The organism is Brevundimonas sp. NPDC046655, from assembly GCF_044901625.1.
Taxonomy (GTDB): domain Bacteria; phylum Pseudomonadota; class Alphaproteobacteria; order Caulobacterales; family Caulobacteraceae; genus Brevundimonas.
In genome coordinates this window covers 1,067,166-1,082,040 of record NZ_JBJDPV010000001.1, presented here as the reverse complement: position 1 = coordinate 1,082,040, position 14,875 = coordinate 1,067,166, and the positions used below count along the sequence as shown (strand labels likewise).

Here is a 14,875-nt window from a genome sequence, read left to right as displayed (position 1 = left end):
GCGGTCCGACCGCCTCTCCTCTCTGAATGAATTTTCGCGGGGCATTCCCGCAGAAGGAAAAAAGATGAACCAGGAAGTCCTGAACATCTTCAACCCGGTCCCGGTCACGCCGACCTTCGACCAGATCAAGATCGCCCTGGCCTCGCCGGAGAAGATCCGTTCGTGGTCGTTCGGCGAGATCAAGAAGCCGGAAACCATCAACTACCGTACGTTCAAGCCCGAGCGTGACGGCCTGTTCTGCGCCCGTATCTTTGGCCCGACCAAGGATTACGAATGCCTGTGCGGCAAGTACAAGCGCATGAAGTACAAGGGCATCATCTGCGAGAAGTGCGGCGTTGAAGTCACGCTGGCTCGCGTTCGCCGTGAGCGCATGGGTCACATCGACCTGGCTGCCCCGGTCGCCCATATCTGGTTCCTGAAATCGCTGCCGTCGCGCATCTCGCTGATGCTGGACATGGCGCTGAAGGACGTCGAGCGCGTCCTCTATTTCGAAAACTACATCGTCACCGAGCCGGGCCTGACCCCGCTGAAGCAGAACCAACTGCTGACGGAAGACGAGTTCTATCGCTACCAGGAAGAATACGGCGACGACGGCTTCACGGCCGAAATCGGCGCCGAGGCCGTCCGCAACCTGCTGATGGGCATCGACCTGAACGCCGAGGCCGAGCGCCACCGCGCCGAGCTGGCCGACAACCCGTCGGAAATGAAGGCCAAGAAGGCGTCCAAGCGCCTGAAGCTGATCGAGGCCTTCCTGGAGTCGGGCAACAAGCCCGAGTGGATGATCCTGACGATCGTGCCGGTCATCCCGCCGGAACTGCGCCCGCTGGTGCCGCTGGACGGCGGTCGCTTCGCGACGTCCGACCTGAACGACCTCTATCGCCGGGTCATCAACCGTAACAACCGCCTGAAGCGCCTGATCGAGCTGCGCGCGCCGGACATCATCATCCGCAACGAAAAGCGGATGCTGCAGGAGTCGGTCGACGCCCTGTTCGACAACGGCCGTCGTGGCCGCGTCATCACGGGCGCCAACAAGCGTCCGCTGAAGTCGCTGGCCGACATGCTGAAGGGCAAGCAGGGTCGCTTCCGTCAGAACCTGCTGGGCAAGCGCGTCGACTACTCGGGCCGTTCGGTCATCACCGTGGGCCCCGAGCTGAAGCTGCACGAGTGCGGCCTGCCGAAGAAGATGGCGCTAGAGCTGTTCAAGCCGTTCATCTATGCGCGTCTGGACGCCAAGGGCCTGTCGGGCACCGTCAAGCAGTCCAAGCGCATGGTCGAGCGCGAGCAGCCGCAGGTCTGGGACATCCTGGAAGAAGTGATCCGGGAACACCCGGTGATGCTGAACCGCGCGCCCACGCTGCACCGTCTGGGCATCCAGGCGTTCGAGCCGAAGCTGATCGAGGGCAAGGCCATCCGCCTGCACCCGCTGGTCTGTACGGCGTTCAACGCCGACTTCGACGGTGACCAGATGGCCGTTCACGTCCCGCTGAGTCTCGAGGCGCAGCTGGAAGCGCGCGTCCTGATGATGTCGACGAACAACATCCTGTCGCCCGCCAACGGCAAGCCGATCATCGTGCCGTCGCAGGATATCGTTCTGGGCCTGTACTACCTGTCGCTGGTCAAGGATAACCAGCCGGGCGAGAACAAGCTGTTCGCCAACATGGGTGAAATCGATGCCGCCCTGGACGCTGGCGTCGTCAAGCTGCACACCAAGATCAAGGCTCGCTGGACCGAGATGAACGAGGCTGGCGAAGTCGTCACCAAGGTCATCGACACGACCCCGGGTAGGATGAAGCTGGGCGCTCTGCTGCCGCACAACGCCAACATCGGCTACCGCCTGCTCGAGAAGAACCTGACCAAGAAGGAAATCGGTAACCTGATCGATCAGGTCTATCGTCACTGCGGTCAGAAGGCGACGGTCATCTTCGCCGACCAGATGATGCAACTGGGCTTCCGCGAAGCCGCCAAGGCCGGCATTTCCGTGGGCAAGGACGACATCGTCATTCCCGCCAAGAAGGAAGCCTTGGTCGCTGAAACCCGCACCCAGGTCGAGGAGTACGAGCAACAGTACGCCGACGGTCTGATCACCAAGGGTGAGAAGTATAACAAGGTCGTCGACGCCTGGGCCAAGGCCACGGACAAGATCGCTGACGAGATGATGGGCGAGATCGCCCAGCCTCGCGTCCTGATCGCGGGCCAGGAGCCGGACATCAACTCCGTCTTCATGATGGCCAACTCCGGCGCCCGTGGTTCGCAGGCCCAGATGAAGCAGCTGGGGGGCATGCGCGGCCTGATGGCCAAGCCCTCGGGCGAGATCATCGAGACGCCGATTATCTCGAACTTCAAGGAAGGCCTGACCGTCCTTGAATACTTCAACTCCACCCACGGCGCCCGTAAGGGTCTGGCCGACACCGCGCTGAAGACCGCCAACTCGGGCTACCTGACCCGTCGTCTGGTGGACGTGGCGCAGGACTCGATCGTCACCGAGGAAGACTGCGGCTCGACGCGCGGCATCACCCTGCGCGCGGTGGTCGAAGGCGGCGACGTCCTGGTCTCGCTGGGCCAACGCGTCCTGGGTCGCTATGCGGCCGAGGACATCAAGGAACCGGGCGGCGACACGATCCTCTTCCCTGCGGACACCTATCTGCAGGAAGAAGAGATCGAGGTCATCGACAAGGCCGGCGTCCAGTCGATCAAGGTCCGTTCGGCCCTGACCTGTGAAGCCGAAGCAGGCATCTGCGGCATGTGCTACGGTCGTGACCTGGCGCGCGGCACCAATGTCAACATCGGCGAAGCGGTCGGCGTCATCGCCGCCCAGTCGATCGGCGAGCCGGGCACCCAGCTGACGATGCGTACCTTCCACATCGGCGGTACGGCCCAGGTGGCGGAAACCTCGTTCTACGAGGCGACCAACGCCGGTTCGGCCAAGATCGTCGGCCCGACCGTTGTCGCGCCGCACGGCGACCTGGTGGCCATGAGCCGCAACGTCGTCGTCACTGTGGTCGTGGACGGCAAGGACCGCGAGACCCACAAGGTCCCGTACGGCGCCCGCATCCGCGTCAAGGAAGGCGCAGACATCGCCAAGGGCCAGCGTCTGGCGGAGTGGGACCCCTACACCACGCCGATCCTGACCGAAGTCGGCGGCGTCGTTCGCTTCGAGGACCTGGTCGACGGCCTGTCGGTCCGCGAAGAAACCGACGAAGCGACGGGCATCGCCCAGCGCGTGGTTTCCGACTGGCGCGCCAGCCCCCGCGGTTCGGACCTGCGTCCGGCCATGGGTATCACGACTGGCGATACCTACGCCAAGCTGGCCTCGGGCTCTGACGCCCGCTACCTGCTGCCCGTGGGCGCCGTTCTGTCGGTGTCGAACGGCGACGAGGTCAAGCCGGGCGAGATCATCGCCCGTGTTCCGACCGAAGGCGCCAAGACCCGCGACATCACCGGCGGTCTGCCGCGCGTGGCCGAACTGTTCGAAGCCCGCCGTCCGAAGGACTGCGCCGTCATCGCCGAAATGGATGGCCGCGTTGAGTTCGGTCGCGACTACAAGAACAAGCGTCGCATCAAGATCACCCCGGAGCCGGATGCCGACGGCAACCAGGCCGAGGCGGTCGAGTTCCTGATCCCGAAGGGCAAGCACATCTCCGTCCACGACGGCGATCTGATCCAGAAGGGCGACTACATCATCGACGGCAACCCGGATCCGCACGATCTGCTGCGCATCCAGGGCGTCGAGGCGCTGGCCGAGTATCTGGTGAACGAAGTGCAGGAGGTCTACCGACTGCAGGGCGTGCCGATCAACGACAAGCACATCGAAGTCATCGTCCGTCAGATGCTGCAGAAGGTCGAAGTCATCGACTCCGGCGAAACCACCCTCATCCGTGGCGACACGGTCGAGGTGGCCGAGGCGGCCTTCGAGAACGCCAAGGTCGAGAAGCGCGGCGGCCGTCTGGCTATCACGCAACCGGTCCTGCTGGGCATCACCAAGGCGTCGCTGCAAACCCGCAGCTTCATCTCGGCGGCGTCCTTCCAGGAAACCACGCGCGTCCTCACCGAGGCTTCGGTCCACGGCAAGAAGGACCTGCTGGAAGGCCTCAAGGAAAACGTCATCGTCGGTCGTCTGATCCCGGCGGGCACGGGCGCCTATCTGCGCTCGCTGCAGAAGCTGGCGAACGAGCGCGACGCTCAACTGACCCAGGCGCGCGAAGACGCCATCGAGCCCCTGCCGGCCGATCTGGCGCTGGAACTGGAGCAGCCGGAAGGCTGATCCGTTCTCGGACCTGAAGACTGAAGAGGGCGGTGCCGGTGACGGCGCCGCCTTTCTTTTTGGGTCGTTGGGCGGCTTGAGGCCGAAGCGGGCCGGGGCTCCCAGGCCTTCTATTGCGGCGGACGCTCAAGCGTTCGGCGTTCGCCTTCGTTGACGGTGCTGCGCGCGCCTTGGCGCATGTCGACGCCTTGGACGTCCCGGAGGTGGGCGCCGGCGCAGCCTGTGCCGAAGTTTGAGCCTGGGCAGTCGGCCGGACCCAGGACGCCGACGCCGCCAGACAGAGGGCGACGTTGCTGTTCGTAGCGCTGCATCTCCCGCGCGCCTTCGCGAGCGAAGCGGGCGTCGCGTTGGGCGTTGCCGCTGCCTGTGATGGCGCGCTGGGCGCCCTCGGCGGCGCGGGCGTTGAAGCGCTCGTCGCAGATGGCCTGTTCGCCGCGGGTCAGGATGGCCGAGGACGGGCATCCCGCCGGAGAGGTTCGCAGGGCGCGGGCGTTGCGTCCGGCCTGGCCTTCAGGGGCGACGCGCCAGGCGTCGGAGACGCCGTCCACGCCTGAAGCCGCCGCCGAGGGGGCGCCGGGCGCCGGGTTGGCGAGCCGCGGGGCTGGGGCGGCGGGCAGGCCGTCGCGCGCTTCGTCTTCATCCTTCTTGCGGGGACGCAGCGCCGTGACGGGGGCGGTAGCGGCCGGCGCCGCGCGTTCGGCTGCGGCGGGAGGCGCCGGCGCGGGCGCAGGGACGGGCGCCGGGGCGGGCGGAGCGGGAGCACGCGTCGGTGCGGGCAGGGGCGTCGGGGGAGTTGTCGGCGCAGTCCGGGGCGGCGCCTGAGGCAGCGGCTGCGGCGCAGGTGTTGGAGCGGGCGTCGGCAAGGGGGCGGGTGCTGATCGTTCGGGCGTGGGCACGGCCCGTTCCGGCGTCGGCGTCGGCAGCGGCTCGACGGTCGGTTCAGGCGGCAGCGGCGTCGGCCGCAGGATCGGCTGGGGCGGCGGCAGGGACGGCCGCTCGATCTCGAGCTGGATGATGGGTTGCAGGTCGGGGGGCGCGACCGGATGCTCTTCGCTGGCCGCAAGCAGGACCATCGAGCCCAGAACGACCACATGCATCACGAGCGAGGCGCCGGCCAGCAGCGTGCGGCGCGTCCCAGGACGTAGACGACGAACTGGCGCGCGGGCCAGAACTGCAACGCTCATTGCGGCTCCCCAATCCTCGTCGAGAAAGATGGCAAGGCAAGCATGGCAATATAGGGGCGAGTCTCGCCCTTTATGGAACCGTGTTTCTGACGGGGCGCGTTGGCCGCCTCCGGGCGTGAATCACTTGACGCCTTTACCCATCGCGCGTAAACGGGGCGCACTTTCGAGACGTGGGCGGTTCGCTGTCTGCTGAGATCGTGACAATTGAACGGACGGGCTGTGCCCGCCGGAACGCCCAAAGCGCGCGTTCCGGCTTTTTCGTTTGGCTGTTCCGGCTCGCTCGATCAACACCCGGGCGGCGCTTCGGCGGCGTCCAAAAGAAGGCTCATGAGGCGCCCCGGCCGAAAGGCACACGCCTCCACATCGAAAAGAGACAAATCGTATGCCTACGATCAACCAGCTGATCCGCAAGCCGCGCAAGCCCAAGCCCACCCGCAACAAGGTGCCGGCTCTGGAGGGTTCGCCCCAGCGTCGCGGCGTTTGCACCCGCGTCTACACCACGACCCCGAAGAAGCCGAACTCGGCTCTGCGTAAGGTCGCCAAGGTCCGTCTGGCCAAGAACGGCTACGAAGCCGTTTGCTACATCCCCGGCGAAGGCCACAACCTGCAGGAGCACTCTGTCGTGCTCATCCGCGGCGGCCGCGTGAAGGACTTGCCCGGCGTTCGCTACCACATCCTGCGCGGCGTGCTCGATACGCAAGGCGTCAAGGACCGCAAGCAGCGTCGTTCGCACTACGGCGCCAAGCGTCCGAAGTAAGCGAACCGCTTTCAGGCCTGCTGGTCTGGACCCTCAGAGATTATCCCGGCGTCAGTCGGGTACTGCAAGGAATAACCCATGTCGCGTCGTCACCGCGCCCAGAAGCGTGAAGTTCTGCCGGATCCCAAGTTTGGGGACCTGGTGGTCACCAAGTTCATGAACTACGTCATGTACGAAGGTAAGAAGGCCGTCGCCGAAAACATCGTTTACGGCGCCTTCGACATCCTGGCCGAGAAGAAGAAAGACCACACCGCGGTCGAAACCTTCCACGCCGCTCTCGACAACGTCGCCCCGTCGGTCGAAGTCCGTTCGCGCCGCGTCGGCGGCGCCACCTACCAGGTGCCGGTCGAAGTCCGTCCGGACCGTCGTCGCGCCCTGGCCATCCGTTGGCTGGTCAACGCCGCTCGCAAGCGCGGTGAAAACACCATGACGGAAAAGCTGGCTGCTGAGCTGCTGGACGCCTCGAACAACCGCGGCACCGCGGTCAAGAAGCGCGAAGACACCCACAAGATGGCCGAGGCCAACCGCGCCTTCAGCCACTACCGCTGGTAAGCGTCTTAAAACCGTCCCCCTTTGCGTTTATGGGGACGGCGGCGTTCTAAGACGATCCGGCGCGGGCGTTCAGACTGAACCGCCCGCGCCGTCATATCCGACACCAATGGGCGCTCGCCGCGTCCGGGAAGCAGCCCGAAGGCAACTCCAATGCCCCGCACACACAAAATCGAAGACTACCGCAACTTCGGCATCATGGCCCACATCGACGCGGGCAAGACGACGACGACCGAGCGGATCCTGTTCTACACCGGCCGTAACCACAAGATGGGCGAGACGCACGACGGCGCTTCGACCATGGACTGGATGGACCAGGAGCAGGAACGCGGCATCACCATCACGTCGGCCGCGACGACCGCCTTCTGGAAAGGCAAGCGCCTCAACATCATCGACACCCCCGGCCACGTGGACTTCACCATTGAAGTCGAGCGCTCGCTGCGCGTGCTCGACGGCGCCGTGACCGTTCTGGACGGCAACGCCGGCGTTGAGCCGCAGACGGAAACCGTCTGGCGTCAGGCCGACAAGTACAAGGTTCCGCGCATCGTCTTCGTCAACAAGATGGACAAGATCGGCGCTGACTTCGCGGCTTCGGTGCAGTCGATCCGCGACCGTCTGGGCGCCAAGGCTGTGCCGATCCAACTGCCGATCGGCGCTGAAAACCTGCTGAAGGGCGTCATCGACCTGGTCGAAATGAAGGCTCTGGTCTGGGAAACCGACACCGTCGGCGCCGACGCCGATGTCCGCGAAATCCCGGCCGACATGGCTGACGAAGCCGCCGCTGCTCGCCAGTACCTGATCGACAACGCCGTCGAGCTCGACGACGACGCCATGGAAGCCTACCTGGGCGGCGAAGAGCCCTCGGTCGAAGTGCTGAAGAAGTGCATCCGTAAGGCAGTTCTGACCGGCGCCTTCTACCCGATCCTCGGCGGCTCGGCCTTCAAGAACAAGGGCGTTCAGCCCCTGCTCGACGCCGTCATCGACTATCTGCCGTCGCCGACCGACATTCCGGCCACCCCGGGCATCGACTTCCGTACGGAAGAGCCGGTCACCCGCAAGGCCTCGGACGAAGAGCCCCTGTCGGTTCTGGCGTTCAAGATCATGGACGACCCCTTCGTCGGCTCGCTGACCTTCTGCCGCCTGTACTCGGGCAAGATGGAAACCGGCATGTCGCTGCTGAACTCGTCGCGTGACAAGAAAGAGCGCGTCGGCCGCATGCTGCAGATGCACTCGAACAACCGCGAGGACATCAAGGAAGCCTACGCCGGCGACATCGTCGCCCTGGCCGGCCTGAAGGAAACCCGCACGGGCGACACCCTGTGCGACCCGATCAAGTCGCCCATCATCCTTGAGAAGATGGAATTCCCGGCGCCGGTGATCGAAATCTCGGTCGAGCCGAAGACCAAGGCTGACCAGGAGAAGCTGGGCGTGGCTCTGGCCAAGCTGGCTTCGGAAGACCCCTCCTTCACCGTCTCGACCGACCACGAGTCGGGCCAGACGATCCTGAAGGGCATGGGCGAACTGCACCTGGACATCAAGGTCGACATCCTGAAGCGCACCTACAAGGTCGAAGCCAACATCGGCGCGCCGCAGGTGGCCTACCGTGAATCGCTGGGCCGCAAGGTCGACATCGACTACACGCACAAGAAGCAAACCGGCGGTACGGGTCAGTTCGCCCGCGTCATGATCACCTTCGAGCCGGGTGAAGCCGGTTCGGGCTTCGTGTTCGAAAACGCCATCGTCGGCGGCGCGGTGCCGAAGGAATACATCCCGGGCGTCGAGAAGGGTCTGGAATCGGCCAAGGAAAACGGTCTGCTGGCCGGCTTCCCGATGATCGACTTCAAGGCGACCCTGACGGACGGCAAGTTCCACGACGTCGACTCCAGCGTCCTGGCCTTCGAAATCGCGTCGCGCGCCGCCTTCCGTGAACTGAAGGAAAAGGGTTCGCCCAAGCTGCTCGAGCCGATCATGGCGGTCGAGGTCGTGACCCCCGAGGAATACCTCGGCTCGGTCATCGGCGACCTGAACGGCCGTCGCGGCATGATCCAGGGCCAGGACATGCGCGGCAACGCCATCGTCATCAATGCCTTCGTGCCGCTGGCGAACATGTTCGGCTACGTGAACACCCTGCGCGGCATGTCGCAAGGCCGCGCCCAGTTCACCATGCAGTACGACCACTATGAGCCGGTGCCGCAACACGTCGCCGACGAAGTGATCAAGAAGTACGCCTAAGTCCGTCATTTCGACGGACCCACTTGAAAACGGGGCGGTTTGACCACAAATCGCCCCGCCTATCCCCAAACCAAATGGACCCCCGGTTCGGGGACCCTCCAGGAGCTAGAGAATGGCCAAGGAAAAGTTCGAACGCACTAAGCCGCACTGCAACATCGGCACGATCGGTCACGTTGACCACGGCAAGACGACGCTGACGGCTGCGATCACGATCACGCTGGCGAAGGCCGGCGGCGGCAAGGCGATGAACTACGCCGACATCGACGCCGCCCCGGAAGAAAAGGCCCGCGGCATCACGATCAACACGGCGCACGTGGAATATGAGACGGCCAACCGTCACTACGCGCACGTCGACTGCCCCGGCCACGCCGACTACGTGAAGAACATGATCACGGGCGCCGCCCAGATGGACGGCGCGATCCTGGTGTGCTCGGCCGCTGACGGCCCGATGCCGCAGACCCGCGAGCACATCCTGCTGTCGCGTCAGGTCGGCGTTCCGGCCCTGGTCGTCTTCCTGAACAAGGTCGACATGGTCGACGACGAAGAGCTGCTCGAGCTGGTCGAGATGGAAGTTCGTGAACTTCTGTCGTCCTACCAGTTCCCGGGCGACGACATCCCGGTCGTCAAGGGCTCGGCCCTGGCCGCCGTCGAAGGCCGCGACGCCGCCATCGGCGAAGAAGCCATCCTGAAGCTGATGCAGGCTGTGGACGACTACATCCCGCAGCCGGAACGCCCGATCGACCTGCCCTTCCTGATGCCGGTCGAAGACGTCTTCTCGATCTCGGGCCGCGGCACCGTGGTCACGGGTCGCGTCGAGCGCGGCATCGTCAAGGTCGGTGAAGAAGTCGAGATCGTCGGCATCCGTCCGGTCCAGAAGACGACCTGCACGGGCGTCGAAATGTTCCGCAAGCTGCTGGACCAGGGTCAAGCCGGCGACAACGTGGGCGTGCTGCTGCGCGGCACCAAGCGTGAAGACGTCGAGCGCGGCCAGGTGCTGTGCAAGCCGGGTTCGATCACCCCGCACACCAAGTTCGTGGCCGAAGCCTACATCCTGACCAAGGAAGAAGGCGGCCGTCACACGCCGTTCTTCACGAACTACCGCCCGCAGTTCTACTTCCGTACGACCGACGTGACCGGCATCGTTCACCTGAAGGAAGGCGTCGAGATGATCATGCCCGGCGACAACGCCGAGCTGGACGTCGAACTGATCACCCCGATCGCCATGGAAGAGAAGCTGCGCTTCGCCATCCGTGAAGGCGGCCGCACCGTCGGCGCCGGCGTCGTGGCCAAGATCGTCGCCTAAGCGATGGATCCGGGTCTTCGGACCCGAACAGTAAGCGTACCGGCCTGAAGCAGCCCGCAAGGGCGTCAGGCCAGGCGTAAAGCGTAACAGAGCGGCCCCCGGAGCAATCCGGGGGCCGTTTTGCTGTCGGGGGTGAAGGGGCGCATAAACCATGGCGGTAAACGCTGCCGAAAGGCGGGGGCGTCAGAACCGGCTGGAATGGATCTTGCTGTCCATTTGCTCAAAGAGAGACCGATGTCCGGCGCACTGACCCTCGATATCCGATCCATGGACAGCCTGACGGCTGACGAGCGCGGGCAGTGGAACGGCTGGGCTGCGGCCGATCCGGATCTGGCCAGCCCCTATTTCCGCGTCGAGTTCGCCGAGATCGCCGCGCGGATCAGCCCGGACTGCGGCCTGGCCGTATTCCATCGCGACGGGGCCGTCGTCGGCTACTTCCCCTATCAGAAGCGCGGTGGCGCGATTCAGCCGATCGCCGCGCCGATGAACGACTATCACGGGGTCATAGGCCCGAAAGGCGCTACGCCGAGCCTGGACGAGGTCGCCCGCCTGCTGGGCGGCAGACGGTTCAGCGTCAACGGCTGGGTGGGGGCGGCGTCGGGCGGCGTCCGGGGCGAGAGCTTCCGCACCACGATCCCTCAGAAGGGGGGCTATGACGCCTGGTATGCGGCGCGACGTCAGGCCTTTGGCAAATACTTCAAGGACAAGGAGAGGGCGCGGCGCAGCATGGGGACCGAGTTCGGTCCGGTCGAGGTCGAGATGGGCCTGCGCGACGCTGGCCTGCTGGACGAGCTGATCGCGCTCAAACGCGAGCAGTACCGGCGGACCACCCGGCACGATGTGTTCGCTTGCGGCTGGACCCGCGACCTTCTGCACGCCCTGATGACTGAGGGGCATGAAGATTTCGGCGCTTCAATCGCGGTGCTGCGCGCCGGCTCCAGGATCGCCGCCATGGAGTATTCGCTGCACGCGGGCCAACGGTTCCATTTCTGGTTCCCTGCCTATGTTCCCGCCCTGGCCCGGTGCTCGCCCGGGATCATCCTGAGCATGGAGACCATCCGGCTGGGGGCGGAGCAGGGGTATCGCGACTTCGACTACGGCTTCGGCGGCGAGGCCTACAAACGCTACTTCTGCGACACGGTGCAACCGGTCACAGAGGCGGCGATCCTTCGACCGGGGCTCCCGGCCGTGCTGGGCGACATGACCGGGGCCGTGCTGAAGCTGGCGGGGCCGGAGCGGGCGGAGAAGCTTGGCCACAGCCTGCGCCGCCGCTGGAACGTCATCGAGGCCTGTGAGACCAACGGCGTGGACCGCTTGAAGGGCGCCGCCCTGGCCGCGCGCGTAGCCTTTTCAAAGGCCATGGATCGACCGGCGAACGCATCATGAAGACGAGGACCATCATGTCTGAACGCGGCACCCGCTATCCGGGCCCTATCGCCGAAGCCGCCGTCCATCCGCATAGCCTGATTGCTCAGGGCTTCGCCGAGGATGCGGCCCTGGCCGAGGTTCTCGACCGATATCCGGCCGAACTGTTCGACATCAACCTGTATGACTACGATGATGAAGGACAGGTCTCGCTTCGCACCGGCGCGCGCGGACGGCTGGACGGCGGCCAACTGCTGGAAGCGATCCAGCAGGGCCGGCTGTGGGTCAATCTGCGCGGCGTCCAGACGGGATGGCCGGCGCTGTGGGCAGCGGCCATGGCTGAATATCGCCAGATCGAGAAGACCTATCCGGGGCTAAGGGCGGTCACCAACGCCGGCCAGCTGATTCTGTCATCGCCCAAGGCGCGGGTGCCCTATCATTTCGACGCGGCCGGGGTGGTGCTGTTCCACTTGCGGGGCCGCAAGCGGATCTTCGTCTATCCGGGCGACGAGGTGCATCTGCCCGAGCGCAACATGGAACAGGTCGTGGCGCGTCAGACGACCGAGGAACTGCCCTACGCCCTTGCCTTTGAGCAGGACGCGCGGATCATCGATCTGGAGCCGGGGCAGGCCCTGACCTGGCCCCTGTATGCGCCGCACCGGGTGGAGAACCTGGACCGGTTCTGCGTCTCCCTGTCGATGGATTTCCAGACCTGGCCGTCGCGGTTCCGCAACGGGGCGCTCTACACCAATGCGGTGATGCGCAGCCGGGGCGGGGCGCCGCGCTTCACCGACCAGATGGGGCAGGGGGAGCTGGCGGCGCGCTGGGCGGCGTCCCTGGCCCTGCGTCGGATGGGAGCATTGAAGAGCCGGATCGCTCATTTCGAGCGGGACTTCGAGCCCGAGGTCGGCGCGGCGGACGGGGCAGGGGCTCTTCAGTCCTGAGCGCCCCAAGCCCATTCCTTACAACGGCTTCATGACCTCGATTTAAAATGACTTGGGGGGCGTGCGGGGTCACCTTCGCCACAGATCAGGAGAGGGACACCGCCATGAAGATCGCCGTTTACGCCGCAGCCTCCGCCGCCGTTCTGGCCGCAATCGCCGCCGCCCAGCCCGCCGCCGCCCAAGAGGCCGAAATCCGCAATGCGGTCGCCCGGGTCATCGTGATTCCCGAGGACCGGGCCGACATCGGCGTCGAGATCACGCAGGGCTCGGCCGACCTGCCGCAACTGACCATCGAGCGCCGTGGCGACAAGGTTCGCATCGACGGCGGGCTGGGTCGCCGCCGCAGCATGCTGCAGTTCTCCAACGACAGCATCCGCGAGTGCAACAACGGCCGGGCGGATGCGCGCCAGCCGGGCGAGGGCGCGACGGTCGAACTGGCCGGTAAGGGGCGCATTCGTTTGGAAGACGCGCCGCTGATCGTCCTGCGCACGCCGCGGGAAGTGGACGTCAGTTCGGGCAGCGGCGTTTACGGATCGATCGGACGCGGGGCCCGCTCCGTCGATCTGGGCGCCGGCGGCTGCGGCAACTGGACCGTGGCCAATGTCGACGGCCGACTGGAGATCGGCGTCGGGGGCTCCGGCACGGTCCGCGCCGGAACGTCGCGATCGCTTGAAGCGTCGGTGGGCGGCTCGGGTTCGATCTTCGCCGGGGCCACGGGTGATCTTGAGGCCAACGTCGGCGGCTCGGGCAATATCGTCGTGGCGAACGTGAACGGCCCGGTGGACGTTTCCATCGGCGGTTCGGGCGATGTGAGCATCCGCGGCGGTCGCGCCTCCAACCTGGACGTCGCCGTCGCCGGTTCGGGCAATGTGCGATTTGACGGAACGGCGGGTAGCGTGGACGCGTCCATCGCCGGGTCGGGCGACGTTCGCATCGCCGAGGCGACCGGTCCGGTGTCGCGCTCGATCGTCGGTTCCGGCGAGGTGCGCATCGGACGCTGATCCGACAGCCTCGCCGCGAAGAAGGCCCGGGAGCGTGGAACCCCCCGGGCCTTTCTCATGTCTGGTCGTGGCCTGCTCTGGCCAAGTCCATAAAAAACCCCGGCGGATCGCTCCGCCGGGGTTTCATTTCGACCTAGAAGTCGAAGGTCTTCCTTGGCTTAGAAGCCGCGGACGACCGGCAGGCTGGCCAGGGTGCGACCCAGGTTGGCGCCGGCGCGGTCCAGCGACTGCAGGGTACCGCCGAAGTTGTAGCGAGCGCCGATCATGAAGACGTCAGCGTCGACGTCGACGTTGGCGATCTCGCTCGACACGCGCTGGTACGAGCCGTTGACGCTGAACGGGCTGTTGGCGAACTGGTACTCAGCGCCGGCGCCGTAGGCCCAGACGTCCGAGTCGCCCAGGTCGGTGTCGACGTTGCTGTACGACACGCCAGCGTTCAGGCGGAACGACGGGTTGACGTAGTAGGCGGCGTCGCCGCCGACGGTCCAGGCGTCAGCGCCGTCCAGGTCCGAGTAGGAGACCAGGCCAGTCAGGGTGGCCGAGGCCAGGTACTTCTGGATTTCAGCGCCAACCGTGAAGGTCTCGTCGCCGCCCAGGTCGGTCACGCCGACGAAGCCGCCGGCGCGCAGGTCCGAACCGAAGGTCTTGGTCAGGTGGGCGGCAGCGGCGGCCGTGGTGTCGTCGCCGAAGTCGCTGTCAGCATAGTTGACGGCGCCGTTGACGGTGACGGTCCATTCCGGTGCGACCTTGAAGGCGCCGACGCCGTCCAGTTGAGCGCCGTCGGTCTTGAAGCCTTCGGTGTCCGAGTGAACGTAGCCGATGCCGGCCGAGCCGACAGCGTCTTGAGCGAAGGCCGGAGCGGCGATCAGGGTGGCGGCGGCGACCGAAGCGAGGAAGACGGTTTTCATTATGATTATCCTTTTTATACGCCGCCGGGTTCGCACCGTGGCGGCACGGGGAAGATAGGCCCCGCATTGTCGTTTCGCTGTTACGAACTTGTCATCTTTCAGCGGTTTAGGGGCGATGTTGCCGAAGGGTGACGCATTGCGGCACGTTTGCGTCGCGAGCCGGGGCGACAATGCGGCGGACGGTTAACAAGCCCGTCATGTGGCCTCGCTTTCGCCTCAGGCCTTAAAAAACGCCCGGCGTCCGATGCTCGATCGGCCTATTATAAGGAGTCTCGGGGCAGGCGAGGGGATGAGTCTCAAACGCCCGCCACGCAACGGTTTCGGCGCTTGACGAAAACGGAATCGGCGGGCATAAGCAGCCCTCTTGTTGG

At 65.5% G+C, this 14,875-nt stretch carries 10 protein-coding genes; 8 read left to right on the top strand and 2 right to left on the bottom strand.

Annotation, left to right across the window (positions count from 1 at the left end; translation table 11 throughout):
• Positions 1-64 precede the first annotated feature (64 nt).
• Complete coding sequence (rpoC, locus tag ACI2KI_RS05360; RefSeq protein ID WP_404618341.1) at positions 65-4,261, top strand: DNA-directed RNA polymerase subunit beta'; 4,197 nt, start codon at positions 65-67, stop codon at positions 4,259-4,261.
• Between the two features lie 110 nt (positions 4,262-4,371).
• Here the strand turns inward: rpoC and ACI2KI_RS05355 are convergent, their stop codons facing one another.
• Positions 4,372-5,445 carry a hypothetical protein gene (locus ACI2KI_RS05355; RefSeq protein ID WP_404618339.1) on the bottom strand — a complete coding sequence of 358 codons (1,074 nt, stop codon included), beginning with the start codon at positions 5,443-5,445 and terminating at the stop codon, positions 4,372-4,374.
• 382 nt (positions 5,446-5,827) lie between these two features.
• Here ACI2KI_RS05355 and rpsL point away from each other — a divergent pair, with 382 nt between their 5' ends.
• The 7 genes from rpsL (at position 5,828) to ACI2KI_RS05320 (ending at position 13,596) form a co-directional block, all read left to right on the top strand.
• Entirely contained in the window at positions 5,828-6,202 is a 375-nt protein-coding gene (rpsL, locus tag ACI2KI_RS05350) for a 30S ribosomal protein S12 (protein WP_008260482.1), read from the top strand.
• A gap of 78 nt (positions 6,203-6,280) precedes the next feature.
• Positions 6,281-6,754: a 30S ribosomal protein S7 gene (rpsG, locus tag ACI2KI_RS05345; protein WP_292082328.1), complete on the top strand. Its 474-nt coding sequence runs from the start codon at positions 6,281-6,283 to the stop codon at positions 6,752-6,754.
• A gap of 150 nt (positions 6,755-6,904) precedes the next feature.
• Complete coding sequence (gene fusA, locus ACI2KI_RS05340) at positions 6,905-8,983, top strand: elongation factor G (protein WP_404618337.1); 2,079 nt, start codon at positions 6,905-6,907, stop codon at positions 8,981-8,983.
• Between the two features lie 112 nt (positions 8,984-9,095).
• Positions 9,096-10,286 (top strand): elongation factor Tu, encoded by a 1,191-nt coding sequence (gene tuf / locus ACI2KI_RS05335; RefSeq protein WP_313413045.1) that lies wholly within the window; start codon positions 9,096-9,098, stop codon positions 10,284-10,286.
• 234 nt (positions 10,287-10,520) lie between these two features.
• Entirely contained in the window at positions 10,521-11,672 is a 1,152-nt protein-coding gene (locus tag ACI2KI_RS05330; RefSeq protein WP_404618335.1) for a GNAT family N-acetyltransferase, read from the top strand.
• A gap of 14 nt (positions 11,673-11,686) precedes the next feature.
• The gene (locus tag ACI2KI_RS05325; RefSeq protein WP_404618333.1) at positions 11,687-12,595 is read left to right on the top strand and encodes a transcriptional regulator; all 909 of its coding nucleotides are present in this window, start codon (positions 11,687-11,689) and stop codon (positions 12,593-12,595) included.
• 104 nt (positions 12,596-12,699) lie between these two features.
• Positions 12,700-13,596, top strand: coding sequence for a GIN domain-containing protein (locus ACI2KI_RS05320; protein WP_313104690.1), 897 nt, complete (start codon positions 12,700-12,702; stop codon positions 13,594-13,596).
• Positions 13,597-13,754: 158 nt separating this feature from the next.
• On the opposite strand, the gene ACI2KI_RS05315 is transcribed toward ACI2KI_RS05320, so the two are convergent.
• Positions 13,755-14,504, bottom strand: coding sequence for a porin (locus ACI2KI_RS05315; protein WP_292083345.1), 750 nt, complete (start codon positions 14,502-14,504; stop codon positions 13,755-13,757).
• Positions 14,505-14,875 lie beyond the last annotated feature (371 nt).

Excerpts from the sequence above, each read along its gene's own strand:
- rpoC (WP_404618341.1), top strand. The coding sequence starts at position 65 with ATGAACCAGGAAGTCCTGAACATCTTCAACCCGGTCCCGGTCACGCCG.
- ACI2KI_RS05355 (WP_404618339.1), bottom strand. The coding sequence starts at position 5,445 with ATGAGCGTTGCAGTTCTGGCCCGCGCGCCAGTTCGTCGTCTACGTCCT.
- rpsL (WP_008260482.1), top strand. The coding sequence starts at position 5,828 with ATGCCTACGATCAACCAGCTGATCCGCAAGCCGCGCAAGCCCAAGCCC.
- rpsG (WP_292082328.1), top strand. The coding sequence starts at position 6,281 with ATGTCGCGTCGTCACCGCGCCCAGAAGCGTGAAGTTCTGCCGGATCCC.
- fusA (WP_404618337.1), top strand. The coding sequence starts at position 6,905 with ATGCCCCGCACACACAAAATCGAAGACTACCGCAACTTCGGCATCATG.
- tuf (WP_313413045.1), top strand. The coding sequence starts at position 9,096 with ATGGCCAAGGAAAAGTTCGAACGCACTAAGCCGCACTGCAACATCGGC.
- ACI2KI_RS05330 (WP_404618335.1), top strand. The coding sequence starts at position 10,521 with ATGTCCGGCGCACTGACCCTCGATATCCGATCCATGGACAGCCTGACG.
- ACI2KI_RS05325 (WP_404618333.1), top strand. The coding sequence starts at position 11,687 with ATGTCTGAACGCGGCACCCGCTATCCGGGCCCTATCGCCGAAGCCGCC.
- ACI2KI_RS05320 (WP_313104690.1), top strand. The coding sequence starts at position 12,700 with ATGAAGATCGCCGTTTACGCCGCAGCCTCCGCCGCCGTTCTGGCCGCA.
- ACI2KI_RS05315 (WP_292083345.1), bottom strand. The coding sequence starts at position 14,504 with ATGAAAACCGTCTTCCTCGCTTCGGTCGCCGCCGCCACCCTGATCGCC.